Here is a 26,838-nt window from a genome sequence, read left to right as displayed (position 1 = left end):
CGGACCTTGTCTCTCGCGAGCGGGGAAAGGCCTAGCCGACGCGCCGGAGGCAATAGAAAAGGGCGGCAGCGGATTGGCCGCTGCCGCCCTCGGGTTCCTTGATTTGCGGCCTCAGGTCGGCCGGAGCGCCTTGGAGCCGAGGTCCAGATCGTTGACCTGCTTGTTCCGCTCGGAATCGGCCGCCGCGCGATGGTCGGTCGCCAGCACCACATAGACCGCCGGCAGCACGAACAGCGTGAACAACGTGCCGATCGACATTCCGGCGACGACCACCAGACCGATCGAGAAGCGGCTGGCCGCGCCTGCGCCGGTCGCGGTCAGGAGCGGGATCAGGCCCGTCACCATCGCTGCCGTGGTCATCAGGATCGGTCTCAGACGAATGCGAGCCGACATTTCGATGGCGGAGCGGCGATCGAGCCGCTCGTTGATCTGGAGCTCGTTGGCGAACTCCACCATCAGGATGCCGTGCTTGGTGATCAGGCCCACCAAGGTCAGCAGACCGACCTGAGTGTAGATGTTCATGGTCGCCACGCCGAAGAATAGCGGGATCAGCGCGCCAACGATCGCCATTGGCACCGAGATCATGATCACCAGCGGATCGCGCAAGCTCTCGAACTGCGCCGCCAGCACCAGGAAGATGATGATCAACGCGAAGCCGAAGGTGATCGCGAGCTGGTTGCCTTCCTGCACATATTGCCTGCTGTCAGCCAGATAATCATGGCTGAAACCTTGCGGCAGGTTTTTGGCCTCGCTCTCGAGGAAGTCGACCGCCGCACCGACGGTCACGCCGGGCATCGGCACCGCCGAGAAGGTCGCCGAATTGAGCTGATTGTAATGTGTCAGCGAATTCGGCTCGGTCTTGGTCTCGATCGACACCACCGTCGAGAGCGGAAGCTGCTGGCCGGTGTTGGTGGTCACATAGTAGCCGGCAAGCGATTCCGGCGAGAGCCGCTGGCCGCGCGGCACCTGCGGGATGACCTGATAGGATCGGCCCTCGAGGTTGAAGCGGTTGATGTAGTTGCCGCCGAGCAGCACCGCCAGCGAGCTGCCGAGGTTCTGCATGCTGATGCCGAGATCCTGCGCCTTGGTGCGGTTGATCGTCACCTTCACGTTGGGCTGGTTGTAGGCGAGATCGCTGTCGGAAACGATGAACATTCCGCTCTTGCGGGCCGCAGCCTTCAGCTTCTCCATCTGCTCATAGACAGTCTGGAAACTGGCGGTGGAGTTGATCACCATCTGCACCGGGAGGCCGCCCGGGCCGCCCGGCAGCGGCGGCAGGTTGAACGCGAACGCCTGCACGCCCTCGATCTTGGAAAGCTCGGCCTGCACCAGCGACTTCAGCTGGATCGACGAGCGCTTGCGCTCCTCCCACGGCTTCAGCAGCATGCCGGCGATACCGCCCTGCGGGCCGTTGATGCCGTTCAGCACGAAGCGCAGATCGGTCTCGGGGAATTTCTGGAATTCCTTGTCGAGCTTCTCGCCGTAAAAGTCGACGTAGTCGATGTTGGCGTATTTCGGCGCCTTGGTCACCGCGAACACGATGCCCTGGTCTTCCTCAGGCGCCAGCTCCTTCGACGTGTGCATGTAGAGGAAGCCGACGAGCCCGAGGATGGTCACCGCAAACAGGCCGGTGATGGCCTTGTAGTCGAGCGAGCGGTCGAGCCTGCGCCCGTACCACCGCGTTAGCGCGCCAAACACCTTGTTGACCAGCTTGGCGAAGCGCCCTTCTTCTGTGTTCTTCAGCAGCACCGAGCACATCATCGGCGACAGCGTCAGCGCGATCACGCCGGACACGATCACCGAGCCCGCAAGCGTGAAGGCGAATTCGCGGAACAGCGAGCCGGTCAGGCCGCCGAGGAAACCGATCGGCGCGTACACGGCCGCGAGCGTGATGGTCATCGAGACGACGGGACCCACGATTTCGCGCGCGCCTTCCAGCGACGCCTGGACCGGCGTTTTCCCTTCCTCCAGATGACGATGGATGTTTTCCACCACGACGATGGCGTCGTCGACCACGAGGCCGATCGCGAGCACCATCGCGAGCAGGGTCAAGAGGTTGAAGCTGAAGCCCAGCGCCAGCATCAGCGTGCAGACGCCGATCATCGACAGCGGGATGGTGACGACGGGAACGATGACCGAACGGAACGACGCCAGGAACAGGAAGATCACCACGATCACGATGATCACGGCTTCACCCAGCGTCTTCTCGACCTCGTCGATCGAGGATTGGATGAACTTGGTCGAATCGTAGGCGACCTTCATCTTCATCGACGGCGGCAGATTGCGCTCCAACTCGGGGAACAGCGCCCGCACGCCCTTGACCAGCGTCAGCGGGTTGCCCTGCGGCGTTGCCTGCACACCGATGAAGATGGCGTGCTCTCCGTTGAAGGCGACGCTCGCGTCCGTGCTCTGGGCCGCAAGCTCGACGGTGGCGATGTCCTCCATGCGCACGAAGCCGCCGTCCTTGGCCTTGACGATCATCTTCTTGAACTGGTTGACGTCGGTCAGGCCGGTATTCGTCGAGACGTTCGAGACGATGAGATAGCCCTTGGTCTGCCCCGCCGCGGACTGGAAGTTGTTGGCGGTGATCGCGGTCGCGACATCCGCAGGCGACACGTTGCGGCCCGCCATCTTCAGGGGATCAAGCCACAGCCGCATCGCAAAGGTCTGGCCGCCGAGAATGTCGGCGGAGGCCACGCCATCGACGGTCGACAGCACCGGTTGCACAACGCGCGTCAGATAGTCTGAGATCGCCGAGCCCGACAGCTCTTCGGACGAGAATCCGAGATACATCACGGCCGTGGTCTGGCCCGTGGTCTTGGTGACGATCGGGTCGTTGGATTCCTTCGGGATCAAATATTTGACCGAGTTCGTCTTGGCCAGAACCTCGGTCAGCGCCTGGTTCGGATCGAAATTCAGCTTGATGTAGACCTGGATCGTCGAAGTGCCGAGCACCGAGGACGAGGTGATGTAATCGACGCCTTCGGCGGAAGCGACCGCCTGCTCGATCGGAGTAGTGATGAAGCCCTGGATCAGGTCCGCGGACGCGCCCGGATAGACGGTCGTGATGTTGATGACCGTGTTCGACAGCTTCGGATATTGCCGGATCGGCAGCGTCGTCGCCGCGCGCAGGCCGATCAGCAGGATCAGCAGGCTGACGACGACCGACAGGACCGGGCGTTTGATGAAAATATCAGTAAAGCGCATCGCGGCGATCTCGATTTCTTTGACTTGCAAAGCGCATGACCCGGCCGTGCCGGATCATGCTGCAACGTGTACGATGTCAGTAGCGCGGCGGCTGCGCCGGGATCTGCGGAGCCGGGTCGGTCGAAATCGACACCGCCGCGCCCGATTGCAGCTTGAGCTGGCCGACGGCGACGACCTTGTCGCCGGGCTTCACGCCCTTGACGATTTCGACGCGGCCTTCGACCCGGTTGCCGGTCTGCACGAAAGTGCGCACCGCGCTCAGGCTGGTCTTGCCGTCAGCTTCCTTCTTCTCGGTGATCACGAACACCGAGTCGCCGTACAGCGTGTAGTCGACCGCCGTCTCCGGCACGGTGACCACGGCCGGCTTGTCCGGCAGCACCACCGTAGTGGTCACGAACATGCCGGGCTTCAGGATCTTCTCCGGATTGGAGATGGTCGCCTGCACGCGGATGTTGCGAGTGTCGGCCGAGATCTGCGGCTCGATCGTGGTGATCTTGGCGTCGAAGGTGCGGCCGGGATAGGCGTCGACCTTCAGCCGGACTGGCTGACCGACCTTGAGATTGCCCGAGTCCTTTTCCGTCACCGTGAAGTTGGCCCACAGCTCCGACAGATCCGTCAGCGAGACGATGGCCGTGCCGGCGGTCAAATACTGGCCGACCTCGACCTTGCGGACGCCAAGATCGCCGGAGAACGGCGCGCGGACCAGCTTCTGCGAGATCAACGCTTCGGTCTTGGCGATACCCGCCAGCGCCTGATCGTACGCGGCCTGCGCGGTGTCGACGGTTGCCTGCGGGCCGAACTGGCGCGACGCCAGTTGCTTGGCGCGGTCGAGCGACAGCTGTGCGACGGTGGACTGCGCCTTGTAATTGGCAAGGTCGCCCTGCTCCGGTGCATCGAACATCTGCACCAGCGGCGTGCCGGCCTCGACATGCGTACCCGGCTCGAACTTGATCTCGGTGACGCGGCCGTTGACGTCGGCGCTGACGTCGACCTGGTGCACGGCGGACAGCCCGCCGACGGCGGTCAACAGATTCGGCACCACCTCGGACTTCGCCTCGGCGGCGCTGACCGCAACCGGCGGCGGTTTGTTGTTGGCGAAGAACTGCTTGATCATCTGGCCGCGGAAAAAATTGAACCAGACGAGGCCACCGACGAGCACGGCCAGAAGCGTGCCGACGATGATGAACCAGAGCACCGGCCGGACCGGACGCTTGGGAGCCTTGTTATCGATCGGTTCGCCCGAAATCTTGTGTTCGGTGACGATGTTCATGTCATGCACTCTCTGCAATCGCCGTCTTGTCCGCACACGCGGCCTGATCGCGGCCTAAATGCGAAGCAATTGCGGCGTCGTTAAGTCCGATACCCCTCAGGAGAAACTCACAGAGCTGCCGCTCGAGGTCGTTCGCCTTGCCGTAAGCGAGACACGGCGTGGCCGGCAGCCTGGTCAGCGCAGCCGTCATCACAGTGTGATGCGCAAACCAGAACAGGTTGAGCGGTTCGCCGCTGTATGGCCGCGCGTCCCTCGCGGCAACCGCACGCTCGAGCGAGGCGACGAACGCCGCCCCGATCAGCGTCTCGATCTTGGCATATAGCAAACGCGCGAATTCGCCATCGTCCAAATGGCTCGTGGCCATCAATCGCAGCCGCTGGGCCTCTTCCTGGTCGGGCCCGTCGGCGATGTGCATGAAATGCCCGACCATGCCGCGGATCACTTCGACCAACGTAGCAGTCGACGGCTCACGTTCGAGCAGCTCCATGAGCGCCGGGTCCGCCTCGCATTCGTCGCTGAGAATTTCGGCGTAAAGCGCGGCCTTGGACGGAAAATGCTTGAACAGCAGCGCTTCGGAAATGGCAGCGGCGGCCGCCACGCTCTTGGTCGTGGTGCCGGTATAGCCGTGTCGGGCAAAGCAACGCTTTGCGGCGCCGAGGATCAATTGACGCCTCAGGTCGCTCGTCATACGCAATGAGCTCATGCTAGTGAGTAAGCACTCACCCACGCAAAAGTCAAGCACTATGCTGCATCGCAACCTGAGTGCGTTGTAATTCCAGTGGAAATTGACCTCGCTCACACGGTCCCCGTGCAGGACGGGAGCGCCGGAAGGTCCGCCTAGATCGGCTGGAAGCCGAGGTCGCCGCGAAGCCGGTTGAGAATGTAAGTCCCATCCCGGCTCGGCAAAACCCGCTCCAGATTGGCGCTGTCGATCTTCACATTGGCAAAGCGCGGCCCGGCGGTGATGTCGTGGACGGCTTTGGCGAAGGCCTCGACCTCGGCCATGGTCGTCACAGACCGGCTGTCCCCGATGCCGCAGGCCTTGGCGACGCCGACGAGGTCGGCGGCCGCGGCCGTGTGGCTGGTCTGGCCGCCGGTCTCGCCATAGGCCTCGTTGTCGAGCACCGCGATCGAGAGGTTGGACGGCTTCTGGAGGCCGATGGTGGCAAGGCTGCCCAGGCCCATCAGCATCTCGCCGTCGCCGGTGATGACCAGCACCGGCAATTTCGGCTGCGCCAGGGCAAGCCCGAGGCCGATCATCGCCGCCCCGCCCATGCCGCCCCAGAGGTAGAAATTGCGCGCATGGTCGCCGGCCGCGCACATGTCGTTGGTGGAGGCGCCGAGGCCGCCGATCGCAACCAAATCCTTGCGGTCCGCGAGAAGCGTGGTCACCACCTGACGCCGGTCGAGGAGATTGGCTTTGCTCATTTGGTGAAAACCTTGGCGCCGATCAGGCGCTGCGACAGCAGGACGGCGGTGGGCGTGAGCGCGTTATAGGCCTGCGCGGCCGCCGCCTCGAGCACGGCCGGCACCTCGGCTGCGGTCGAAGCCCGCAGCACCTTGACGCCCGAGAGCTCGAATACGCCCTGCGTGGTCGACCCCATCGGCACCTGCCACGGATTGAACTCGCCCCACTCGCCACGCATCGTCACCAGCGTGAGGAAGGGAAAGCGCAGGATCGGGATCAGCGACAGCATGTTGATGCAATTGCCGACCCCGCTCGACTGCATCAACAGCGCGCCACGCTGGCCACCCGTCCAGGCGCCGGCGAGAAGCGCCACGCCCTCTTCCTCCGTCGTCAGCGGGATGCCGCGCATCATGGACGAGACCAGCACGCGCTGGATCAGCCTCGAATGGCCGGCGTCGGGCACGTAGGGCACCTGACGGACGTCGAAGCGTTGCAAGGTCGCGAAAATATCGTCGGGCCAATGAGTGCTGGACTCGGCGGCCGTGTCGGCAGCGTCAGCGCGGGCGTGCATTTTCCTGTCCGGTCGGCTTGCAAATCACGATTCGACTGTAGACGGTGAACCGAGCCGCTCAAAAGAGCGAATACAGCATATCGGACTCAACCGGCGAGTATGGCGGCATGAACGCAAGTGCGAACGAACTGGCGGCCAGTTTCGATCTGGAGAAGCTGACGCCGGAATTCTACGACGATCCCTACCCGACCTATCGTGCACTGCGGGAGAACGAGCCGCTCAAGCGCCTGCGCAACGGCACCGTGTTCCTGACCCGCTATGACGATCTCGTCACGACCTACAAGAACACAAAATCGTTCAGCTCGGACAAGAAGCGCGAGTTCGCGCCGAAATACGGCGACACCCCGCTCTACGAGCACCACACCACGAGCCTCGTCTTCAACGACCCGCCGGCCCATACGCGCGTGCGGCGCCTGATCATGGGCGCGCTGTCGCCGCGCGCGATCGCGGGGATGGAGCCTGATATCATCAAGCTCGTCGACGGCCTGCTCGACGCCATCGCCGCCAAAGGTGATTGCGAGCTGATCGAGGACTTCGCCGCATCGATCCCCATCGAGGTGATCGGCAATCTGCTCGACGTGCCCCATGACGAGCGCGCGCCGCTGCGCGACTGGTCGCTCGCAATCCTCGGTGCCCTCGAACCGGTGGTGTCGCCTGAAGTCGCCGCCCGCGGCAACAGGGCCGTGACGGATTTTCTCGCCTATCTCGAAACGCTGGTCGCACGCCGACGAGCGAAGCCCGGCAACCCCGAACGCGACGTGCTGACGCGCCTGATCCAGGGCGAGGACAACGGCGAGCGGCTGACCGAGAAGGAGCTGCTGCACAACTGCATCTTCCTGCTCAATGCCGGCCACGAGACCACCACCAACCTGATCGGCAACGGCCTCGTAGCGCTCGACCGGAATCCGGATCAGAAGCGGCGGCTGATCGACCACCCCGAGCTGATCAAGACTGCGGTCGAAGAGATGCTGCGCTACGAGAGCTCGAACCAGCTCGGCAACCGCATGACCACGGAGCGGGTCGAACTCGGCGGCGTCATGCTCGATGCCGGCACGTCGATCACGCTGTGCATCGGCGCTGCCAACCGCGATCCCGCGCAGTTTCCGGACCCCGAGAGATTCGACATCGCGCGCACGCCGAACCGGCATCTCGCCTTCGCCACCGGCGCGCATCAATGCGCCGGCATGGCGCTGGCGCGGCTGGAAGGCGCCATCGCGGTCTCACGCTTCTTGGCGCGCTTCCCGAACTATGCCGTAAGCGGACGCCCGGTGCGGGGCGGACGGGTGCGGTTCCGCGGCTTTCTGAGCGTGCCTTGCGCGATCGGCTGAGGCCTCACAACAAAAAAACGCGAAAACAACCCCATGCACAGTAGAAGGTTACCGGCGCGGCATGCCCCGGTGATCCCGCGTAACCATTTGACGTCTCAGGCCATCGGCGCCGCTGCGCGCAACAAATTCCGGAAGGCCTAAACCACCGTCTTGTGCCGCGCGATGCAGGTTTGCAGCACCTCATCCATCGGTTTGCTCCACCAGTCGTTGGAGAAGATTTCGATCTCCGAATAGCCGGCAAAGCCCTGCGCCTCGACCGCTGCACGCACGGATTTGATATCGATCACGCCATCGCCCATCATGCCGCGGTCGTTGAGAATGTCCTTGGTCGGCACCAGCCAGTCGCATACATGGAAGGCGAGCAGGCGATCCTGCCCGGCGCGCGCGATCTGCCCCATCAGCTCCGGATCCCACCAGATGTGATAGACGTCGAGCGCGACGCCGAGCATGCCGCTGCGATCACGATCGAGCCGGTCGCAGATGTCGAGCGCCTGCTTCGCCGTGTTGACGCAGGCACGGTCCGCCGCATAGGCCGGATGCAGCGGCTCGATCGCCAGCGGCAGCTTGGCCTGTTTGGCATAATCGAGCATATCAGCGAGCGCTTCCTCGACCTGCGTCCGCGCGCCCGCGATGTCCTTCGACGCTTCGCTGCCCGGCCGCGAATATTGCGGCAAGCCGCCGACGACGAGCACAATGCAGGGTGCCCCCAGCGCCTTGGCTTCGTCCACACAGCGCCGGTTGTCGTCACGCACCTCGCCCCGCCGCGATGCATCCGACGTGAACATGCCGCCGCGGCAGTAGCCCGATAGATCGAGGCCGGCCTCGCGCACCGCGCGGGCGGCGCGGTCGAGGCCGACGGCTGCGACCTGGTCGCGCCAGGGGTCGATGGCACGGATGCCGTGCCTGGCACAGGCGTCGATGATTTCGACGAGGTCACCCCGCTTGCGGATCGTCGCCGTGTTCAGCGACAGCCAGCGATGATCGGACGAGAAATCACGCATCAGGATTCGATTCCGTGCGTTGAGAGCACCGCCTTCATCCGCCGCGTCGCCAACTCCGGATTGGCGAGCAGCCCGGCCTTGTCGGCCAGCCGGAACAGCTCGGCCAGATGCAGCATCGAGCGCGTGCTCTCCTGCCCGCCGACCATGGTGAAATGGTCCTGGTGGCCGTTGAGATAGGCCATGAACACAACGCCGGTCTTATAGAACCGCGTGGGCGCCTTGAAGATGTGCCGCGACAGCGGCACCGTCGGCCCCAGTACGTCGTGGAAGCCGGCTTCGTCACCCGCTGCCAGCCGCGATAAGGCGTAGGACGCCGCCGGCGCGATCGCATCGAAGATGCCGAGCAGCGCGTGCGAAAAGCCCTGTTCGTCGCCGGCGATCAGCTCCGCATAATTAAAATCGTCGCCGGTGTACATCTTGATACGCTTGTCGAGCCGCCTGCGCATGTCGATCTCGCGTTGCTTGTCCAGCAGCGAAACCTTGACACCGTCGACCTTGGCGGCGTTGCCGTTGATGATGGCGACCGCAATATCCATCGCCTTGTCGAGATCGCTGGTGCCCCAATATCCCGTCAGCGCCGGATCGAACATGTCGCCAAGCCAGTGGATGATCACGGGCTCGCGAACCTGCGACAGCACGCGGTCATAGACCTTTGCGTAATCGTCGGCGTTGCGGCCCAGCTTCGCCAACGCGCGCGACGCCATCAAAATGATGCGGCCACCGACCTTCTCGACCGCCGATATCTGCTCCTCATAGGCGCGGATCACGTCGTCGAGATTCCTGGCGTCCTCGACCGCGAGATGGTCCGTGCCTGCTCCGGAAAACACCAGCGCGTTGCGTCGCTTGGCCGCGTCGACCGAGCGCGTGATCAGCTCCAGCGAGGTCGGCCAGTCCAGCCCCATGCCGCGCTGCGCGGTGTCCATGGCTTCGGCGACACCGAGGCCGAGATCCCAGACGTGCTCGCGGAAGGCGATGGTCTTGTCCCAGTCGACGGCAGCGGACAGCCACGGGTCGTTGTCGGCGAAGGGATCGGTCACGGTGTGAACGGCCGAGAACGCGATGCGGTTCAGCGGGCCCTCGAGCTTTGCAGGAAAGGTGCGCGATGCAGCAAGCCGGTAGGTCTCGATCGAACGATCGGCCTTCGGCAGCTTGAGCGACAGAGACGACGTTGATGGGACGGGCTTGGGCTGGACGGGCTTGTTCATGATTTCAGACCTCTTCCCGTCATTGCGAGGAGCGAAGCGACGAAGCAATCCAGACTCTCGCCGCGGAGGCATTCTGGATTGCTTCGCTTCGCTCGCAATGACGGCTCAATAACATCGACACTTATCCAATAGACCTCAGACCTTGATCGGGGCGACGTCGATCCAGCGCCGCTCCTTCCAGCTCTTCAGCGCGCATTCGGCGAGCTGCACGCCCTTGACGCCTTCGAGCAGCGTGAACTTGTAGGGCGCATCCTCGTAGACGTGGCGGATGAACATCTCCCACTGCTCTTTGAAGCCGTTGTCGTAGCTGACGTTGTCTGGCAGCTTCTGCCAGTCGCCGTAGAAATCGTGCAGCCGCTTCTCGTCGGGATTCCACACCGGCCGGGGCGTCGCCTGCCGCGCCTGGATCATGCAGTCGGAAAGGCCTGCGACGGCCGAGCCGAGCGTGCCGTCGACCTGGAAGGTGACGAGATCGTCGCGATAGACGCGCGTCACCCAGGACATGTTGATGTGGGCGATGGCGCCGCCCTTGAGCTGGAACGTCGCATAGGCGGAGTCGTCGGCGGTCGCCTTGTACTTCTTGCCCTGCTCGTCGAAACGCTCGGGAATGTCGGTGTTGCCGATGCAGCTCACGCTCTCGACCTCGCCAAAGAGATTGTCGAGCACGTAGCGCCAGTGGCAAACCATGTCGAGAATGATGCCGCCGCCGTCCTCGTCGCGGTAATTCCATGACGGCCGCTGCGCCTCCTGCCAGCCGCCCTCGAACACCCAATAGCCGAACTCGCCGCGCACCGAGAGAATGCGGCCGAAGAAGCCGGAGTCGCGCAGGAAGGCAATCTTCTTCAGGCCGGGCAGGAACAGCTTGTCCTGCACCGTGCCGTGCTTGACGCCCTTGGAATTGGCGAGCTTGACGACCTCGAGCGCCTCCTCGAAATTGGTCGCGATCGGCTTCTCGCAATAGACGTGCTTGCCGGCATTGATCGCCTGGGTCAGCAGCCCGGGGCGCGCCTGCGTCGTCGCTGCGTCGAAGAACATGGTGTCGTTCTTGTCGGCGAGCGCGGCGTCTAGATCGGTGGTCCAGCGCGTGATGTTGTAGCGCTTGGCGAGCCCCTCCACCTTCTCGGCGCTGCGGCCGACCAGGATCGGATCGGGCATCACGCGGTCGCCGTTCTTCAAGCGGACGCCGCCCTGCTCCCGGATCGCGACGATCGAGCGGATCAGATGCTGGTTGAGGCCCATGCGGCCGGTGACGCCGTTCATGATGAGGCCGAGGCGTTGGGTGGTCATGCCGATTGCTCCTGAAGTGATTTTGGCTGTTCGAGCGAGCGCAGCGCCGACCAGTCCGGATGGACCGACGTCGCAAAGCCCGTTGTGTGAAGCGATCCCGTCAGGAGATCGCCGTTGTGAATGTTGAGGCGGACGCCCTGCCCGGCATCGGCATAGAGATCGGGGTGCGCGGCCGCGAACGCCTGGGCCTCCGCGGCGGGCGTGTCACCGAAGCCATCGACATAATGGTGGCCGTTGCGCTCGGCATGAGTGATGCCGATGAAGGCGCCGAGCGCGAGATCCTGCTGCACGGCAAGCCCGGCCTGGCAGGTCAGGTCCTCGCCGGTGACGAAGAACTTCTCGCCGCCCGCGCTCCATTTCGCCGCGCGCGTCGCGTTGACGATGGATTTGTAAAGCCCTTTGCAGGATTTCGAGGAGATGCCGTGATAGCCGAGCGCGCGTGCCGCGGGAAACGCGTCGTAGGAATCGTCGGCTTCGTCGATTATGAAGCCGCGCGCCGCGAGCGAGCCGAGCGGCGACTGCCTCGTGACATCGCGCGGCATCGGCTGCTCGACATAGAGCAGCCTGGATGAAATCGACCGCAGCGCGGGGTCATGGTCGAGCCGGTCCATCAGTTCCTGCAACGCCGCGAGATCGGCATATTGCTCGTTGGCATCGAGCGTCACCTCGTAGTCATGCTCCAGCGCATCGAGTTCCTTGCCAATGCGCGCCAGCCGCGCTGCATCGGCGACGGGATCACCCGACAGCTTCAGCTTGAAATATCTTGCACCGGAGTTCTCGTGGGCATCTGCAACTCCGCCCTCGCCCTCAACGGTGTCGTGGAGGCCGACGGTATGCCTGACGGCAACACGCGACAGCGGCTTCCGGCCGGATAGAAAAATCGTGAGATCGGTTTCCTTCAGGTCGGGCGAAAGCCGCGCATCGATGCCGGCGATGTTGCCGGCCATGCCGTCGAAAAAATTGGTCTCGGCGGCGCGGAGCAGCGCGTCGAGGATCGCCTTGTCGATTTCCGCGGGGCCGTAAGTCGCGGCAAGCGCCGGAATGTTCTTTTTCGCACAAGTTGCGACCTGGGCGCCGATGCAGGAGGCATGCAGATCGAATGCCCTCAAAAATCCGGTTCGCGCAAGATAAAGCCCCCGTGCGATCTCCAGCGAGCGGCGCAAATCATCGACGGTCTGGACCGGCGAAAGCTCCGGCCGCTTGTCGAACCATTTTGGCACCAGCAGCTCGGCGCTGGCGCCGACCGCCGATCCCCTGCCCTCGACCTCGATCTCGACCCGCACGTAGAGCTGCGGCGTCGCGTTGATCGTGATCGCGCCGAAGCGGAACGGCCGCGCGAAATGCACGGGTCGTTCGAAGAAGGTGATGTCTCGCAACTTCAGGCGCACCGGCATGGTCCTAGGACGGTCGTCATGCCCGGGCTTGTCCCGGGCATGCACGTTCTCTCTCGCGCGGGGCAAGGCGTGGATGGCCGGGACAAGCCCGGCCATGACGCTCCGGAATTCAGAGCTGATCCCATCGTCCCTAATCCAGCGCCCCTTGGGAAAAGAAATGCTTGCGGATGCGCTGCACCAGCTCGGTGAAAACAGGATCGGCCATCACGTCGAGCGAACGGGGGCGCGGCAGCGGCACGTCGTAGATCGCGGCGACCGCGCCGGGCCGCTCGGTCATGACCAGCACGCGGTCGGCGAGGAACACGGCCTCGGGGATCGAATGCGTGATCAGCAGAACCGTCTTCCGGGTTTCGCGCTGGATCCGCATCAGCTCGACATTCATGCGCTCGCGCGTCAGCGCATCGAGCGCGCCGAACGGCTCGTCCATCAGCATGATCCGGGGATCATGCACCAGGGCGCGGCAGATCGAGGCGCGCTGCTGCATGCCGCCGGAGAGCTGCCAGGGCAGCTTCTTCTCGAATCCTTCGAGCCCGACCATCTTCAACAGCGCCTTGGCACGGTCGAGATATGTCTGGCGCGGCAGCCGCTTCATGTCGATCGGCAGCATCACGTTGGACAGGATGTTACGCCACGGCAGCAGCAGCGCGTTCTGGAACACGATGCCGACATTGCCGTGCGGCGCCGTCACCTTCTCGCCCTCGACCAGGATCTCGCCCGTCGTCGGCGGCAGCAGTCCCGAGATCAGCTTGAGCAGCGTGGACTTGCCGCAGCCGGATGGGCCGACCACGACGAAGAACTCGCCGTCGTTGATATGGAAGTCGAGCGGCCGCAATGACGGCACATCGCCGTCGCGCGTCCGATAGGTCTTCGACACGCCGGACAGTTTGATGCCCGACGCATCGCCGGCAGCCCGGTCGCTCACCAGTCTCAGATGCGCGGCCGGTTGGCCGGGAGGTATCGCTTCTGCTGCTTTCATTGTATCAAGTCCGCTCGACGATACGAACCGTCATTCCGGGGCGCTCGAAGGGCGAACCCGGAATCTCGAGATTCCGGGTCTGGTCCTTCGGACCATCCCGGAATGACGGCATTATGTGCTGCTTTCACGAACCGCTCTTCGGCAGATAGTCATTGGTATAGAACGCCTTCGGGTTCTCCTTGGCCTTGGCATCGAGCCCGCCATACTCGACCATCAGATTGACGGAGTCCGTCATGTTCTGGTCGGTGACCTGGAACGGCCGCTTGGTCTTGGTCTCCGCGGTGCGGTAGAGCGGAATGGTCAGCTCAAAACCCTGAGTCAGCGTATCGATCTTGCCGCCCTTCGGGTTGGCATCGAGGATCGATTGCGCCGCCGCCTTCGGCTCCTTCTCGGCGGCCTCGACCGCCTTGGTCGTCGCCGACATGAAGCGGCGGACGAGGTCGGCATTGGCTTTCACATAATCAGTGTTGGCGATGATGCCGGAGGAAACCATGTTGATGCCGTAGTCGGCGAACTTGATCGGGTAGACGTCCTTGCCGGTGGCGTCCTTGATCTTCATCGATTGGTCCATGACGTAGCCGAGCAAGAGATCGGCCTGGCCGTTGATGACCGCGTTGAGCTTGGTCTGGCCATCGCCGGCAACGGTCTGGAAGTCGCTCTCCTTGAGACCGGTCTTCTTCAGGAACAGCGGCCAGATCTGCGTCATGGAATCGGCCGGCGTGATCGCGACCGTCTTGCCCTTGATATCCTCGGGCTTCCTGATGTTCTTGTCGGCAAAACCCATCGCGGACATCGGGCTGGTCTGGAGCAGCACGCCGGTCGCAACCACCGGCGCGCCCTTGATCGCGGCGCGCATCATGGTGGGCACGTCGACATAGCCGAAATCGGCGGTCTTGGCGGCGACGGCCTGCGTGGTCGCGGCCGAACCGCGGCCTTCCTGGATCTCGAGGTCGATGCCTTCGGCGGCGTAGATGCCCTTGGCCTTGCCGTAATAGAACGGCGCGTGCTCGCCATAGACGTACCAGTTCAGCATCAGCACGACCTTATCGGCCGCTTGCGCCGGCATGGCCGCGAACACCATCAGCGCCGCCGAGACAGCTCCTATCCATCGCTTCATCATCACTCTCCCTTGTCGTTGTTGCGTCGGCCGTTTGGCGGCCGTTCGTTGCTTTGGTTGTTGTTAAGAGGCGAAAATCACGTCCTCGCGCTGGCTGACATGCCAGGGAATGACCAGCTTCTCGATGCGGTCCACAATCCAGAACAGGATGACGCCGAGCAGCGCGAGGATCACGAGCGCCGCGAACATCGTCGGCAGGTCGAAGGTTCCGATCGAGCGTTGCATCACATAACCGATGCCGGAATTGGAGCCGACGAACTCGCCGACGACGGCGCCGACCACGGCGAGCGTCACCGACACTTTGAGGCCCGAGAAGATCGCCGGCAGCGCATGCGGCAGGTTCACCGCGCAAAACACCTGGAAGCGGCTGCCCTGCATGGCGCGGGCGAGATCGACCATATCTGGATCGACCGACTTGAAGCCCTGCACCGCGGAGACCACCACCGGAAAGAAGCCGAGCAGAAACGCCGAGATCACCTTGGGAATGATGCCGAAGCCGAACCACACCACGAACAGCGGCGCGATCGCAATCTTCGGCACGGATTGCGAGAACACCAGCAGCGGATAGACGTAGCTCTCTACTGTCTTGGAGCCCGCGATCAGCATCGCGATGGGGATACCAAAAAGCGCCGAGAGCGCGAAGCCGCAGACGGTCGCATAGGTCGTCGGCCAGGACTGGCGCAGCAGTTCCGGCCAATCGGTACGCAGCACCGCAATGACATCGCCCGGCGACGGGATCTGGTAGGCGGGAATCTTGAACAGCCGGATCGCGAGATCCCAGGCCACGACGATGAACACCAGGAACAAAAACGGCCGGATCCAGGCCGCGTTCAGCATCTTGGACACCGCACTCTGCGGCTTCAGCTCAGCCACGTCTCACTCCCGGTCGACTTGTTCGTTCCCGAGAAATTAACCTGTTGGGTAAATACTGTCCAGCGGTTTTCCTGCGACGTTTTGTGCGGGGGTTCCGCAAAAAGTCGTGTCGTCCCGGCGAAGGCCGGGACCTATACCCGCAGCGCGAAATTGGCGAACGCTGGTTGGCGGGACTGGCACCGCGCACTATCGATAGATAACGCGGTATGGGTCCCGGCCTTCGCCGGGACGACGATGGACTACGCCGTCTGCGCCACCACGGCGCGCGACTTCGGCGCCTTTGTCGCATCTAGCAACGCTGCGGAGCGCCCCGTCAGCGCTGCCAGCACGAGGCCGACCATGTGGTCCAGCCGCTCGTCCTTGGCGTCCTTGGCCAGCAAATCGCGACCGAAGATCACGCTCAAGGTTGCCGAATTCGAGAGATAGAAGAAGCAGAGTCCCGCGATCGAGATGTAGAGCTGGACAGGGTCGACCGCGACCTTGAAGTCGCCGCCGGACACACCGCGCCGCACCACGGTGCCGATCATCTCGACGAAGGGCGAGTGCATCGACTTGACCTTGGTCGATTTCTTCAGGTGCTTTGCGCGCGCGAGGTTCTCGGTCTGGAGCAGCGACAGGAATTCGGGATTGCGCAGGAAATAATTCCAGGTGAACTCGATCAGGCGCCTGATCGCTTCGGGCGGCTCGAGATGCTCGAGATCAAGCCCGCGCTCCTCGCTGCGGATCTTGTCGTAGGCGCCTTCGAGCACCGCGAGATAGAGCTCATCCTTGTTGCCGACGTGATAATACAGCATCCGCTTGTTGGCGCCGGCGTTGGCCGCAATCCGGTCGACGCGCGCGCCGGCAAGCCCATGGGCAGAGAATTCCTGCTTGGCGGCTTCGAGAATGCGCAGCCGCATCCCCTCGGGATCGCGCTGCCATTTCAGAGTTCGCTTTGCCTTCGCCAAACCGGTTGCTCGCTGGGTGATGTCAGGACGGATGTAACACGCGCGCGGCCCGCCGCATAGTTTCGTCATTGCGAGCCAACGGGTCCGCGCAGAGCGCGGCCCGATGACAGGCTCCGCGAAGCAATCCAGACTGCCACCACGGAGACAGTCTGGATTGCTTTCGTCGCAAGAGCTCCTCGCAATGACGCTGGGAGAGACTGAACTTCACTCCACCGGCTTCGGCGAACGCTCCAGCAGGACCGTCTGGATGCCGCAGGTGCCGTTCCTGACCGTCATGATCCGCGTGCCCGGCTTGCGGCCGTTGCGGACTTCACTGACGTCGAGGCCGGCGGCGATCAGACGCGCACGCGTAGCGTCGATGTCGGTCACCCGCCAGCTCAGGCCCCAGAGGCGGTCATGCAGGGAATCGCCGCCCGCGACGGGGCGGCGCACCACCTCAACGACGAGATCGCCGCAGCGGAAGAACATCAGCTGGCCCCAATCCTGGTGCGAGCGGTCGAGCGCCAGATCGAGCCCAAGCCGCGCACCATAGAGCGCAGCGGCGCGATCGGAATCCTCGGTGGTGATCACGACGTGATCGAGTGCATCGATCGGCCCGATATCGGTCGCCGGCGAGAGCGGACGCTCATCAGCCAGTTCGAGGAAGAACATGCGCACGCCGCGCGTGAGCTCCGTCGCGGCGCGCGTCCGCTTCCAGTGCAGGATCGCGCCGCTCTCCGCGTCGCTGCTTTCGACCTCCGCAACCGGATCCGGCTTGAGCGCCACCCGCTCCAGCCGCCGGTGTATCCTGCTCATGTCCGCGACACGAAAGCACAGGCTGGCGAGCACGCCTTCCTGGTCGCCGAGCAGCGCGCGCATGCGGTCGGCGGTCACGCTGAAGCCGTTCGGCGCCATCAATTCGATCGTCATGTTCGCAAGAGTGAACAGCACCCGGTCGGCGCCCTCGCCCGAGTTCTGCCAGGCCGGCGCGCGCCCGAGCAGCGTCTGATAGGCCGCCCTGGCCGCACCGATATCCCTGACCAGTGCGACGACGTGATCGAGGCCGGTGATCATGTTTCCCCCTGTTGATGGCCCGGAACCGTGGACCGAGAGACGGCGTTTGTCCGGACTTGGCATTGCCCGGTGATGGTCGTATTCCGGCCGCATGCCGACCTCAAGCGCTTCGAGCGGCGGTTTTGCGAATAATTTCAGCGGTCCCTCGGCGGAACCGGTGTTACAGTAAGCGCGCCGGCCGGGACCACAAAGCGCATCACGGACAAGCAATGCAGGCTCTCTTCATCGGACAGACCTATATCGACGTCGTCTTCATCACCGACCACATGCCGACCGGCGACGAGAAGCACGTGGCCTCCGACTACGCGGTTTCCTTTGGCGGCAATGCGGTGACCGCGGCGTTCTGCTGCGCCAAGCTCGGCATCGTGCCCGATCTCATCGCCACCGCGGCCAATGACTGGCTCGGCCGCATGTTCATGGACATGTGCGCGAAATACGCGATCTCGCTGCATGGACGGAAGGTCAACCAGTCCTCGCTGTCCTTCATCATGCCGAAGGACGGCAAGCGCGCCATCGTCCGCTGCCGCGACGACGACCACATCCATCCGTTCCCGATGCTCAATCTCGGCGGCTGTCGCGCGCTGCATGTCGACGGCCATCAACCCGATGCCGCGATCCACTACGCGAAAGTCTGCCGCGAGGCCGGCATCCTGACCTCGCTCGACGGTGGCGGCCTTCGCACCAACACGCATGAGCTATTGGAATTCATCGACGTCGCCATCGTTGCCGAGCGCCTGTGCGAGCAGATGGATCTGACGCCGGAGAAGATGCTGGATTACCTCAAGAGCCGCGGCTGCAAGATCGGCGGCATCACCATGGGCGAGAAGGGCCTGCTCTGGTACGACGAGACCGGAACGGTGCAGGTGATGCCGGCGATGCCGATCCCACGCGAGCGCGTGATCGACACCAATGGCGCAGGCGACGTCTTCCACGGCGCCTATGTCTATTCCTATCTTGCCCATCCCGGCAAAAGCTGGCGCGAGCATTTCGATTTTGCTCGCGCGGCCTCGACCTTCAAGATCCAGCGTCTTGGCAACGAAGCCGGCCTGCCGACGCTTGTCGACATCGCCAAGGTCAGGCACGAGTTCGAGGTCAGGGTCTAGCGTTCGCAGGGGTTATGATGGGGCGCGTCTACGTCGCCGGCAGCATCAACATGGATGTGGTGGCGACAGCCGATCGCCATCCGAAGATCGGCGAGACCGTTGCCGGCAAGCAGGTGCTGTATTTCCCGGGCGGCAAGGGCGCCAACCAGGCGGTGGCGGCGTCGCGACTTGGCGCAAGGACCACGCTGATCGGCCGGCTCGGCAAGGATTCGTTCGGCGGTGAGTTGAGGACGTTCCTCGGCGCGCAAGGCATCGCGCTAGATTTTGTCGGTGAGACGGCCGAGGCGCACACCGGCACGGCCATCATCACGGTGGCGGAGGCCGACAACACCATCGTCGTCATTCCCGGCAGCAATGCGCTCGTCGGCGTCGACGATATCGCGGCCGTCCCGCTGGCAAAGGGCGATGTCGCGGTCAGCCAATTCGAGATCCCGCTGCCGACGATCGCCGCGTTCTTCCGGCGGGCTCGCGACACCGGCGCCACGACGCTGCTCAATCCGGCCCCGGCACAAAACATGTCGAGCGAATTGCTCGCGCTGGTCGACATCCTCGTGCTGAACGAGACCGAGCTCGGCGTCCTCGCCGGCGTGGAGTTGTCCGACAGTGACGCGGCTGCCCGGATCCTCGACGTCGCGCGAAACCTTCAGATGCGCGAGGACCAGACCATCTGCGTGACCATTGGCAAGCGCGGCGTGCTCGCGCTCGCTGGACGCGAGGAGATTGCGGTGTCCGGCCGCGTGGTGAAGGCGCTCGACACCACAGGCGCAGGCGATTGTTTTGTGGGAGCGCTCGCGGCGCAACTCGCCGACGGCGTCGACTTGCGCGCCGCACTCGCCTTCGCCAATGCCGCCGCCTCGATCTCCGTGCAGCGCATGGGCGCAGGGCCGTCGATGCCGATGGCCGCGGAAGTCGGCGCCGTCCTCAATGCCGGCTGATCACGCCAGCGCGCCCTTCAGGTCAAAACTTTCATCGGCGGCCTGCTCCGGAGTGATCGAGCGATCCACGCCGAACAGGCGGCGGCCGAACATGTGGTCGCCGGCACGGTTGACGGATTCGATGCCGAGCAGATTGTCGCCCTTGTAGCAGAACGCCGAGAACGCCTTCTTGGCGGGATCGCCGCGCAGCACGACACGGTCGTAGCCGGTGGTGAGGCCCGCGATCTGGAGCTTGTCGTCGCCCTGGTCGCTCCAGAACCAGGGATGGCTGTCATAGGCCTTACGGTCGCCGGTCAGCCGCGCCGCGAGGCAGCGCGCGTGATCGGTGGCATTCTGCACCGATTCCAGCCGCTGCGATCCGCCGAAGCGCGGGCTGTTGAACAGCGCGCAATCGCCGATCGCCGAGATATGGGGATCGGCCGTCGCGAGATATTCGTCGACGATGATACCGGCCGCGACCGGCAGCCCCGCCTCCGCCGCAAGCTCGATGTTCGGCAGCACGCCGACGCCGACCACGACGAGATCGGCCGGCAGATGCCTTCCGTCGCTCAGGGAGACGCCGGTGACCTTGCCGTCCTCCGCCTCGATGGACGTTGCCTGCACGCCGAGGTGAATGCGGATGCCGGCCTCGCGATGCCGCGCCTGAAAATACTCCGAGACCTCCGCCGTCACCGCGCGCGCCATCACGCGCGGGGCGAGTTCGAGCACGTCGACCTCGAGGCCCTTGATGCGCGCGGTGGACGCGAATTCGAGGCCGATGAAGCCGGCGCCGATCACCACCACCCGCGTCTTCGACGGGATGATCTTTCGCAGCGCCTCGCTCTCGTCGAGGATCCGCAAATACTTCACGTCGGAAAGGTTCGCGTTGGGCAGATCGAGCAGCCGGTTGCGCGCGCCGGTCGCCAGCACGAGGTGGCCGTAGGGCAGCGTCCTGCCCGAGGCGAGCAGCACCTTGCGCCCCGCGCGGTCGATCGACACGGCGCGGCCCGCGACCAGCTCGATGGTCTGGTCCTGGTAGAATTTCTCCGGCCGGAACATCAGGCTCTCCGGCCCGGACGAGCCCTTGATGTAGGCCTTGGACAGCGGCGGCCGCTGATAGGGCAGATGCGCCTCGTCATTGATCAGGCAGATGGGAGCGGAAAAGCCTGCCTGGCGCAGCGATGCCGCGACCTGGTAGCCGCCATGGCCGGCACCGACAATGACCACCGGACCATCCGTCATCGGACAGCCCATTTCCGCAAGACACGAGCGTCACCCATGTCGTCCCCTCTCGCGCTGATTTTGGCTTGCTTGCTCAGGAGGAGCCGGCGCTCGTGTCCGTCCCTTTGGCGAAGGCGGGCCCATTTGAGCCTATCGTTCCGGCTTGCGCAAGGGCGGCTGGCGGGGATTGTCACCCCTCACCTTCTGCGATTTAGTCGCACGAACGACCTCATGCCGGGGATTTTCCAATGACCGCTCCCGTCTCCCAGCCCGACGATCCCGCTTTGCTGCGGATCGACGGCCCGATCGCGACCATCACGCTGAACCGCCCCGCCGCGTTCAATTCGATCAATCTGGCGATTGCACAAAAGCTCGAACAGCTCGCGGCATACATCGAGGGTGCCGACGACGTCAGGGTCATGGTCCTCGAAGGCGAAGGCCGCGCCTTCTCAGCAGGCGGCGATCTGCAGACGATCGGTGCGGCGGCTGAGGCCAATACGGTGACGCCCGTCGTCAGCGAGCTGTTGAAGCACTATCATGCCTTCATCGAGATCATCCGGCGCATGCCGAAGATCTCGCTGTCCAGCGTGCACGGCTCGGCGGCCGGCGCCGGCATGGGCCTCGCCTTCGTCACTGACCTCTGCATCGCTGCGGAGGATGCCAAATTCACGCCGGCGTATGCCAAGATCGGGGTGTCCCCGGATGGCGGATCTACCGTCGGCATCGTCAACACGGTCGGCTCCCGCCGCGCGCTCCAGATTTTCCTGGCTGAGGACAATTTCACCGCGCAGCAGGCCCATGAATGGGGCTTGGTTGCGAAGATCGTTCCCGCGGCCGAGCTGAAGGCGGCAACGCGAACCCTCGCCGAGCGGCTGGCGCAGAACCCGCCCGCCGCGATCGCGGGCACCAAATCGCTGGTCTACCAGGCCGCCACGACGCCGGTGAAGCAGCAGCTTGACGCGGAGGAGCACAAGATCATCATGGCGATGAACACGGAGGAGTTTCGCACCGCCGTCAAGAAATTCACCAGCAAGGGCAAGTAGCGTTCCCTCCAGCAGGCTTACTGCGGACAGATGTACCCCGTGCCCGCGGGCGACTTGAAGCAGCCGACCGATTCGGGGAGCACTTGCCGCGGCAGCCACAGCACCACGCTCGGGAAGTAGATCGCAAACGCGATCGTCCCGAGGAACACCAGATAGATCGGCAACGCGGCGCGTAGCGCCTTTGCGAAACTGACGCCGACGAATTTCGAGGCCATCAGCAGCACCAGCCCGTAAGGCGGCGTGATCAGGCCGAAGGCCAGCGTTGCGATCAGCACCACGCCCATATGCACGGCGTTGATGTCACCGGCTTCCGTCAGCGTGTTGACCAGCGGCATGAAGATGATGATGGTCGGCACCGGCTCGATGAAATCGCCGACGATCGTGAACAGCAGCACCATCAACAGCATGATCAGATGCGGATCGTTGCCGGCGAGCGACGTGATGACTTCGGCGATGTAGCTCGCACCGCGCAAATAGGCGAGCATCCAGCCGAACGCATTGGCGGCGCCGATCGTGATCAACGGCAGCGAGAAGATCAGGCCCGCGAGGCAGAAATCGTATGGGATCTTGCTGATGTGCCCGCGGTTGAGCGCGGGAATCACGACGACGACGATCCAGACCACGGCCACGACACCGGCTTCCGTCGGCGTGAACCAGCCGGTCAGAATGCCTCCTAACAGGATCACAGGAATCATCAGCGGTAGCGCCGCATCGCCGGCCGCAAACACCACCTGCCGCAGCGGGGCGCGCGGCTTGCGCAGGCCGGACGGGCCGAAGAAATAGCAGTAGATCATCAATCCGAAGCCGATCATCAGGCCCGGCACGACGCCTGCCATGAACAGGCCGGCGATCGAGACGTTGCCGACGGCGCCATAGACCACAGCGGTGATGCTCGGCGGCACCAGCGCCGCAATCGTCGAGGCGGATGCGATGATGGCGGCGATGAAGGCGGGCTCGTAGCCCTCGCGCTTCATCGGGCCGCCCAGCGCGCGGCTCATCACCGCGACATCGGCAGTGGTCGAACCCGACATTTCCGAGAAGAACATGCTGAAGACGACCACGACCTGCGACAGGCCACCTCTGATGTGGCCAACGAGGGACACCGAGAGATTGGCTATTCGAACCACCACATTGGCCGAGCTCATGAGCTCGCCGACTAGCAGGAAGAACGGGATCGCCAGCAGTGCCTCGGAATCGACGCCGTCAAACACCTTCTGGATGATTGCGGCGAGCGAGACGTCCGACAGCAGCGCGCCGATGAAGACGCCGGCCAATAGCGAGAACGGCACGGGCACGCCGAGATAGCCGAAAGAGAGGAAGCAGACCGTCATCAAGGCCAGAACAATGGGTGCGCTCACGGCTGCGCCCTCATCTGTACGTCGGTGATGACAGGAGCCCCATCGTCCTCCTCCGGCGGCTCGGGATGGTCAAAGCCGTTGCGCAGACCGTTGACGAGCTGCTCGATGGTGAAAAGACCGACCAGCACGCCCGACAGCGGAATGATCGCGTAGAGCGAGGCGATCGGCGTGCCCGACGGCAGGCGAAAACTGCCGAAGCCGCGAAGATAGTTCTGATAGCCGTACCAGATCAGGCAGAAGGCGACGCCGAGCACCACGATCCGGATGATGATCTCGACGATCAGACGCGGCGTGCCGTGCATCGCCTCGGAGATCGCGGTGAGATAGAGATGGTCGTTGCGCCGGGTCGCAGCCGCCGTCCCGACGAAGATGGCGTAGACGAACAACGTCGAGGTCACTTCCTGGAGCCACAACCAGGGATGGCCGATGGTGCGGGTGACGATGTCGGCGGTCACCGACAGCGAGAAGCCGAAGCAGAGCACGCCGCAGAGGATCATCAGCGCAAGCTCGAGCCAGTCAAGCCCGCGCCATTTGAGGTGACGTTGGCGCTGCACCAGCAGTTTGTCGGCGATGGTCATTAATGTCGTCCCGGCGAAGGCCGGGACCCATAGCCCCAGCTGCGTGTGGTCAAAGCAAGCTGGCGGCTATCCTGCCCCAAGCTTCGCCGCGGCGTATGGGTCCCGGCTTTCGCCGGGACGACTCGTGGAGGCACGGACATTGCCGGGGGGCCTAATTAATCGAGCGGATCAAATCCTTGATCTTCTCGGCGTGCGGGCCGAGCTCCTTGGCGAGCTTGTCGAGATAGGGATCGGCGATCGCCGTGAAGGTCTTCTTGTCGACGTTGTCGACGATCTTCACGCCCATCTTCTTCAGCTTCTCTGCCGCGGTGCGTTCGAGGTCGAAGGCCTTCTGCGGCTCCTTGGAGCTGACTTCGTTCCCCGCCGCCTGCACCCAGCCTTTCTGCTCGGCCGACAGGCTCTGCCAGAGCTTGTCGGAGATGAACACCAGCGCGTTGTTGGCCTCGTGCTCGGTGATGTTCAGGACCGGCGCGACCTCGTAGTGCTTGTTGACGAGGTAGACGTTGATGCTGTTCTCGGCGACGTCGACGACGCCGGTCTGCAAGCTCGTGTAGACGCTGCCGAACGGCATGTGCACGGTCTGGGCGCCGTAGGCCGGGAACATGGTGTCCTCGGTCGCGGTCGCCTGCACCCTGATCTTCAGGCCCTTGATGTCGCCGACATTGTGGATCTCCTTCTTGGAGTACATGTGGCGCACGCCCTGCGAGCCGGTCGCGATCACATGCAGGCCCTGCGTGGTCTCGTCGATCATGGTCTTGAGCGCCTCGAACACTTTTGGATCGGCCAGACCCTTGACCACGTGGTTCTCGTCGCGGAACAGGAAGTGCAACGACATCACGCCTGCTTGCGGCGAAATCGTCGCGGTGTTCGCCGAGGAGATGATCGCAAATTCGACGTCGCCCGCTTTCACGAGCTGGAGCACCTGCGGCTCCTGCCCGAGCTGCGCGCCCGGATACTGGTCGATGATCATGGTGCCTTTGCTCAATTCCTTGAGCTTTTCGGCAAAGAGGTCGCCCGCGATGGAATAGCCGGTGTTGCGCGGCTGGTCGTAGGCGAAGCGATAATGCTTCACCTCCTGCGCCGATGCGCCCGTGACGAACAGGATCGCGGCCGTTGCCGCCAGCCCAAGCATGGATCGTGCAATCATCGGTTCCCCCTGTTTTAACGCCCGCCGCTTGTGCGGTCTGGGCTACGCTTCCGGGTGGTTGGTCACCCTCTCTCAGTTTTCTGCTCAGTCTTCTTCCCAGTCCGCTGCATGAAATCGAAATCGCAGCCCTCGTCGGCCTGCATGATGGTCTCGTTGAACAGCCAGGCGTAGCCGCGCCGCGCCTCGTCGGGAGCGGCTGCCGGCTTCAATGAGGTATGGCGCCGTTCCAGCTCGGCCGCATCGACGAGAAGCTCGATGCTGCGCTTGGCGACGTCGAGCCGGATCATGTCGCCGTTCTTCACCAGCGCCAGCGGCCCGCCGACGGCGGATTCCGGCGTAATGTGCAGCACGATGGTGCCGAACGCGGTGCCGCTCATGCGCGCATCGGAAATGCGCACCATGTCCTTGGTACCGCCACGTGCGAGCTTCTTCGGGATCGGCAGATAGCCCGCCTCGGGCATGCCCGGCGCGCCCTTGGGGCCGGCATTGCGCAGCACCAGCACATCGTCGGCGGTGACGTCGAGATCGGGATCGTCAACCCGGAGCGTCATGTCCTCGACGGATTCGAACACCACCGCACGGCCCGTGTGTTGCAGCAGCTTTGGGCTCGCGGCGGATTGCTTGATGACCGCGCCGCGCGGAGCGAGGTTACCGTGCAGGACGGCGAGGCCGCCTTCCTTCTTGATCGGATTGTCGCGCGGGCGGATCGCGTCCTGGCCGGGCACGTCTTCCGCATTCGCGACGACATCGCGCAGGCTCTCGCCCGTGATCGTCTTCGCATCGAGATCGATGAGATCGCCCAGCTGCGCCAGCAGTTTCGGCACGCCGCCAGCGTGATGGAAATGCTCCATGTAATGCTCGCCCGACGGTTTGAGATCGATCAGCACCGGCACCTCGCGGCCGATCTGGTCGAACACCCCGAGGTCGAGCCGGTGCGGCGAGCGATGTGCCATCGCGCTCAGATGGATCAGCCCGTTGGTCGAGCCGCCGATCGCCTGGAGCACGACCTGCGCGTTCTTGAAAGATGCAGGCGTCAGCAATTCGCTCGGCTTCGGACCCTTGGTCTTGGCCATCTCGGCGGCCACCCGGCCGCTCGCCTCGGCAAGCCGAAAGCGCTCCGCATGCGGCGCGGGAATCGTCGCGCTCATCGGCAGAGACAGGCCCATGGCCTCGATCATGCAGGCCATGGTCGAGGCCGTGCCCATCACCATGCAGGTGCCGACCGACGGCGCGAGACGGCCGTTGACCGCCTCGATCTCGGCATCGTCCATTTCGCCCGCGCGATACTTGCCCCAGAGACGGCGGCAATCGGTGCAGGCGCCCAGCACCTCGCCCTTGTGATGACCAACCACCATGGGGCCAACGGGAATGACCACCGTCGGCAGGTCGGCGCTGATCGCGGCCATCACCTGCGCCGGCAGTGTCTTGTCGCAGCCGCCGATCACGATCACCGAATCCATCGGCTGCGCGCGGATCATTTCCTCGGTATCCATCGCCATCAGATTGCGCAGATACATCGAGGTCGGATGCGCAAAGCTCTCCGCGATCGAGATCGTCGGGAACACGAACGGCATCGCGCCCGACAGCATCACGCCGCGCTTGGCGGCCTCGATGATCTGCGGGACGTTGCCGTGGCAAGGATTGTAGTCGCTGTAGGTGTTGGTGATGCCGACGATCGGGCGCTCCAGCGCGTCATCGGAATAGCCCATGGCCTTGATGAACGCCTTGCGCAGGAACAGCGAGAAGCCGGCATCGCCATAGCTCGTCAGCCCTTTGCGCAACCCACTCGTCATCACACCACTCCCATCACCGGGTCATTGTCGTACATCCTGCCCCT

Annotated in this window: 23 protein-coding genes; 4 read left to right on the top strand and 19 right to left on the bottom strand. The window is 63.9% G+C overall.

Annotation, left to right across the window (positions count from 1 at the left end):
* Positions 1-111: 111 nt before the first annotated feature.
* The 5 genes from ABIB66_RS01345 to ABIB66_RS01325 all read right to left on the bottom strand — a co-directional run bounded on the left by ABIB66_RS01345 (position 112) and on the right by ABIB66_RS01325 (position 6,456).
* Complete coding sequence (locus ABIB66_RS01345; RefSeq protein WP_354207346.1) at positions 112-3,207, bottom strand: MexW/MexI family multidrug efflux RND transporter permease subunit; 3,096 nt, start codon at positions 3,205-3,207, stop codon at positions 112-114.
* A 76-nt stretch (positions 3,208-3,283) separates the two neighbouring features.
* Positions 3,284-4,477 (bottom strand): efflux RND transporter periplasmic adaptor subunit, encoded by a 1,194-nt coding sequence (locus tag ABIB66_RS01340; protein WP_275170481.1) that lies wholly within the window; start codon positions 4,475-4,477, stop codon positions 3,284-3,286.
* A 1-nt stretch (position 4,478) separates the two neighbouring features.
* Positions 4,479-5,180 (bottom strand): TetR/AcrR family transcriptional regulator, encoded by a 702-nt coding sequence (locus tag ABIB66_RS01335; RefSeq protein ID WP_354207348.1) that lies wholly within the window; start codon positions 5,178-5,180, stop codon positions 4,479-4,481.
* 134 nt (positions 5,181-5,314) lie between these two features.
* Positions 5,315-5,905 carry a thiamine pyrophosphate-dependent enzyme gene (locus ABIB66_RS01330; protein WP_354207139.1) on the bottom strand — a complete coding sequence of 197 codons (591 nt, stop codon included), beginning with the start codon at positions 5,903-5,905 and terminating at the stop codon, positions 5,315-5,317.
* The gene (locus tag ABIB66_RS01325; RefSeq protein WP_354207141.1) at positions 5,902-6,456 is read right to left on the bottom strand and encodes a phosphonopyruvate decarboxylase; all 555 of its coding nucleotides are present in this window, start codon (positions 6,454-6,456) and stop codon (positions 5,902-5,904) included. Before ABIB66_RS01325 ends, ABIB66_RS01330 begins: the two co-directional genes overlap by 4 nt.
* 107 nt (positions 6,457-6,563) lie before the next feature.
* On the opposite strand from ABIB66_RS01325, the gene ABIB66_RS01320 reads away from it, so the two are divergent.
* The gene (locus ABIB66_RS01320) at positions 6,564-7,784 is read left to right on the top strand and encodes a cytochrome P450 (RefSeq protein ID WP_275170477.1); all 1,221 of its coding nucleotides are present in this window, start codon (positions 6,564-6,566) and stop codon (positions 7,782-7,784) included.
* Between the two features lie 137 nt (positions 7,785-7,921).
* Here ABIB66_RS01320 and ABIB66_RS01315 read toward each other — a convergent pair whose 3' ends face one another.
* The 9 genes from ABIB66_RS01315 to ABIB66_RS01275 all read right to left on the bottom strand — a co-directional run bounded on the left by ABIB66_RS01315 (position 7,922) and on the right by ABIB66_RS01275 (position 17,637).
* Positions 7,922-8,785, bottom strand: a complete 864-nt coding sequence (locus ABIB66_RS01315) for a sugar phosphate isomerase/epimerase family protein (RefSeq protein ID WP_275170476.1) — start codon at positions 8,783-8,785, stop codon at positions 7,922-7,924.
* Complete coding sequence (locus ABIB66_RS01310) at positions 8,785-9,990, bottom strand: dihydrodipicolinate synthase family protein (RefSeq protein WP_275170475.1); 1,206 nt, start codon at positions 9,988-9,990, stop codon at positions 8,785-8,787. Before ABIB66_RS01310 ends, ABIB66_RS01315 begins: the two co-directional genes overlap by 1 nt.
* Before the next feature lie 135 nt (positions 9,991-10,125).
* Complete coding sequence (locus tag ABIB66_RS01305) at positions 10,126-11,277, bottom strand: Gfo/Idh/MocA family protein (RefSeq protein ID WP_275170474.1); 1,152 nt, start codon at positions 11,275-11,277, stop codon at positions 10,126-10,128.
* Positions 11,274-12,671, bottom strand: coding sequence for an enolase-like domain-containing protein (locus tag ABIB66_RS01300; RefSeq protein ID WP_275170689.1), 1,398 nt, complete (start codon positions 12,669-12,671; stop codon positions 11,274-11,276). The genes ABIB66_RS01305 and ABIB66_RS01300 overlap by 4 nt, the downstream gene beginning before the upstream one ends.
* 130 nt (positions 12,672-12,801) lie before the next feature.
* A complete protein-coding gene (locus ABIB66_RS01295) occupies positions 12,802-13,647 on the bottom strand; it encodes an ABC transporter ATP-binding protein (protein WP_354207145.1) in 846 nt (281 codons plus the stop codon).
* A 124-nt stretch (positions 13,648-13,771) separates the two neighbouring features.
* A complete protein-coding gene (locus ABIB66_RS01290) occupies positions 13,772-14,764 on the bottom strand; it encodes an ABC transporter substrate-binding protein (RefSeq protein ID WP_354207147.1) in 993 nt (330 codons plus the stop codon).
* Positions 14,765-14,827: 63 nt separating this feature from the next.
* On the bottom strand, positions 14,828-15,637 hold the full coding sequence (locus tag ABIB66_RS01285) for an ABC transporter permease (protein WP_007593901.1): 810 nt from the start codon (positions 15,635-15,637) through the stop codon (positions 14,828-14,830).
* Positions 15,638-15,876: 239 nt separating this feature from the next.
* Complete coding sequence (locus ABIB66_RS01280; protein ID WP_354207149.1) at positions 15,877-16,584, bottom strand: TetR family transcriptional regulator; 708 nt, start codon at positions 16,582-16,584, stop codon at positions 15,877-15,879.
* Positions 16,585-16,788: 204 nt separating this feature from the next.
* Entirely contained in the window at positions 16,789-17,637 is an 849-nt protein-coding gene (locus tag ABIB66_RS01275) for a VOC family protein (protein ID WP_354207151.1), read from the bottom strand.
* A gap of 209 nt (positions 17,638-17,846) precedes the next feature.
* On the opposite strand from ABIB66_RS01275, the gene ABIB66_RS01270 reads away from it, so the two are divergent.
* Together ABIB66_RS01270 and ABIB66_RS01265 are read left to right on the top strand one after the other, a co-directional pair.
* Positions 17,847-18,740 (top strand): sugar kinase, encoded by an 894-nt coding sequence (locus ABIB66_RS01270; RefSeq protein ID WP_007593904.1) that lies wholly within the window; start codon positions 17,847-17,849, stop codon positions 18,738-18,740.
* A 17-nt stretch (positions 18,741-18,757) separates the two neighbouring features.
* On the top strand, positions 18,758-19,675 hold the full coding sequence (locus ABIB66_RS01265) for a ribokinase (protein WP_354207153.1): 918 nt from the start codon (positions 18,758-18,760) through the stop codon (positions 19,673-19,675).
* Here ABIB66_RS01265 and ABIB66_RS01260 read toward each other — a convergent pair whose 3' ends face one another.
* Positions 19,676-20,896, bottom strand: a complete 1,221-nt coding sequence (locus tag ABIB66_RS01260) for an NAD(P)/FAD-dependent oxidoreductase (protein ID WP_354207155.1) — start codon at positions 20,894-20,896, stop codon at positions 19,676-19,678.
* A gap of 227 nt (positions 20,897-21,123) precedes the next feature.
* Between ABIB66_RS01260 and ABIB66_RS01255 the strand changes: the two genes are divergently transcribed.
* A complete protein-coding gene (locus ABIB66_RS01255; RefSeq protein WP_354207157.1) occupies positions 21,124-21,918 on the top strand; it encodes an enoyl-CoA hydratase/isomerase family protein in 795 nt (264 codons plus the stop codon).
* Positions 21,919-21,935: 17 nt separating this feature from the next.
* Here the strand turns inward: ABIB66_RS01255 and ABIB66_RS01250 are convergent, their stop codons facing one another.
* The 4 genes from ABIB66_RS01250 to ABIB66_RS01235 all read right to left on the bottom strand — a co-directional run bounded on the left by ABIB66_RS01250 (position 21,936) and on the right by ABIB66_RS01235 (position 26,794).
* The gene (locus ABIB66_RS01250) at positions 21,936-23,276 is read right to left on the bottom strand and encodes a TRAP transporter large permease (protein ID WP_354207159.1); all 1,341 of its coding nucleotides are present in this window, start codon (positions 23,274-23,276) and stop codon (positions 21,936-21,938) included.
* Complete coding sequence (locus tag ABIB66_RS01245; RefSeq protein ID WP_354207161.1) at positions 23,273-23,854, bottom strand: TRAP transporter small permease; 582 nt, start codon at positions 23,852-23,854, stop codon at positions 23,273-23,275. Before ABIB66_RS01245 ends, ABIB66_RS01250 begins: the two co-directional genes overlap by 4 nt.
* Positions 23,855-24,005: 151 nt before the next feature.
* Entirely contained in the window at positions 24,006-25,001 is a 996-nt protein-coding gene (locus ABIB66_RS01240; protein WP_354207163.1) for a TRAP transporter substrate-binding protein, read from the bottom strand.
* 62 nt (positions 25,002-25,063) lie between these two features.
* Positions 25,064-26,794, bottom strand: a complete 1,731-nt coding sequence (locus ABIB66_RS01235) for an IlvD/Edd family dehydratase (RefSeq protein ID WP_354207165.1) — start codon at positions 26,792-26,794, stop codon at positions 25,064-25,066.
* Positions 26,795-26,838: the final 44 nt, after the last annotated feature.

Origin of the sequence: Bradyrhizobium sp. F1.13.3 (assembly GCF_040548265.1) — a bacterium.
Taxonomy (GTDB): domain Bacteria; phylum Pseudomonadota; class Alphaproteobacteria; order Rhizobiales; family Xanthobacteraceae; genus Bradyrhizobium.
Note: the sequence above shows the minus strand (reverse complement) of the source record. Positions and strands in the feature narration are given on the sequence as shown.

What these genes read in the sequence shown, in the direction of transcription:
- ABIB66_RS01345 (WP_354207346.1), bottom strand. Translation starts at nt 3,207, where the DNA reads ATGCGCTTTACTGATATTTTCATCAAACGCCCGGTCCTGTCGGTCGTC.
- ABIB66_RS01340 (WP_275170481.1), bottom strand. Translation starts at nt 4,477, where the DNA reads ATGAACATCGTCACCGAACACAAGATTTCGGGCGAACCGATCGATAAC.
- ABIB66_RS01335 (WP_354207348.1), bottom strand. Translation starts at nt 5,180, where the DNA reads ATGAGCTCATTGCGTATGACGAGCGACCTGAGGCGTCAATTGATCCTC.
- ABIB66_RS01330 (WP_354207139.1), bottom strand. Translation starts at nt 5,905, where the DNA reads ATGAGCAAAGCCAATCTCCTCGACCGGCGTCAGGTGGTGACCACGCTT.
- ABIB66_RS01325 (WP_354207141.1), bottom strand. Translation starts at nt 6,456, where the DNA reads ATGCACGCCCGCGCTGACGCTGCCGACACGGCCGCCGAGTCCAGCACT.
- ABIB66_RS01320 (WP_275170477.1), top strand. Translation starts at nt 6,564, where the DNA reads ATGAACGCAAGTGCGAACGAACTGGCGGCCAGTTTCGATCTGGAGAAG.
- ABIB66_RS01315 (WP_275170476.1), bottom strand. Translation starts at nt 8,785, where the DNA reads ATGCGTGATTTCTCGTCCGATCATCGCTGGCTGTCGCTGAACACGGCG.
- ABIB66_RS01310 (WP_275170475.1), bottom strand. Translation starts at nt 9,990, where the DNA reads ATGAACAAGCCCGTCCAGCCCAAGCCCGTCCCATCAACGTCGTCTCTG.
- ABIB66_RS01305 (WP_275170474.1), bottom strand. Translation starts at nt 11,277, where the DNA reads ATGACCACCCAACGCCTCGGCCTCATCATGAACGGCGTCACCGGCCGC.
- ABIB66_RS01300 (WP_275170689.1), bottom strand. Translation starts at nt 12,671, where the DNA reads ATGCCGGTGCGCCTGAAGTTGCGAGACATCACCTTCTTCGAACGACCC.
- ABIB66_RS01295 (WP_354207145.1), bottom strand. Translation starts at nt 13,647, where the DNA reads ATGAAAGCAGCAGAAGCGATACCTCCCGGCCAACCGGCCGCGCATCTG.
- ABIB66_RS01290 (WP_354207147.1), bottom strand. Translation starts at nt 14,764, where the DNA reads ATGAAGCGATGGATAGGAGCTGTCTCGGCGGCGCTGATGGTGTTCGCG.
- ABIB66_RS01275 (WP_354207151.1), bottom strand. Translation starts at nt 17,637, where the DNA reads ATGATCACCGGCCTCGATCACGTCGTCGCACTGGTCAGGGATATCGGT.
- ABIB66_RS01270 (WP_007593904.1), top strand. Translation starts at nt 17,847, where the DNA reads ATGCAGGCTCTCTTCATCGGACAGACCTATATCGACGTCGTCTTCATC.
- ABIB66_RS01265 (WP_354207153.1), top strand. Translation starts at nt 18,758, where the DNA reads ATGGGGCGCGTCTACGTCGCCGGCAGCATCAACATGGATGTGGTGGCG.
- ABIB66_RS01260 (WP_354207155.1), bottom strand. Translation starts at nt 20,896, where the DNA reads ATGACGGATGGTCCGGTGGTCATTGTCGGTGCCGGCCATGGCGGCTAC.
- ABIB66_RS01255 (WP_354207157.1), top strand. Translation starts at nt 21,124, where the DNA reads ATGACCGCTCCCGTCTCCCAGCCCGACGATCCCGCTTTGCTGCGGATC.
- ABIB66_RS01245 (WP_354207161.1), bottom strand. Translation starts at nt 23,854, where the DNA reads ATGACCATCGCCGACAAACTGCTGGTGCAGCGCCAACGTCACCTCAAA.
- ABIB66_RS01240 (WP_354207163.1), bottom strand. Translation starts at nt 25,001, where the DNA reads ATGATTGCACGATCCATGCTTGGGCTGGCGGCAACGGCCGCGATCCTG.
- ABIB66_RS01235 (WP_354207165.1), bottom strand. Translation starts at nt 26,794, where the DNA reads ATGACGAGTGGGTTGCGCAAAGGGCTGACGAGCTATGGCGATGCCGGC.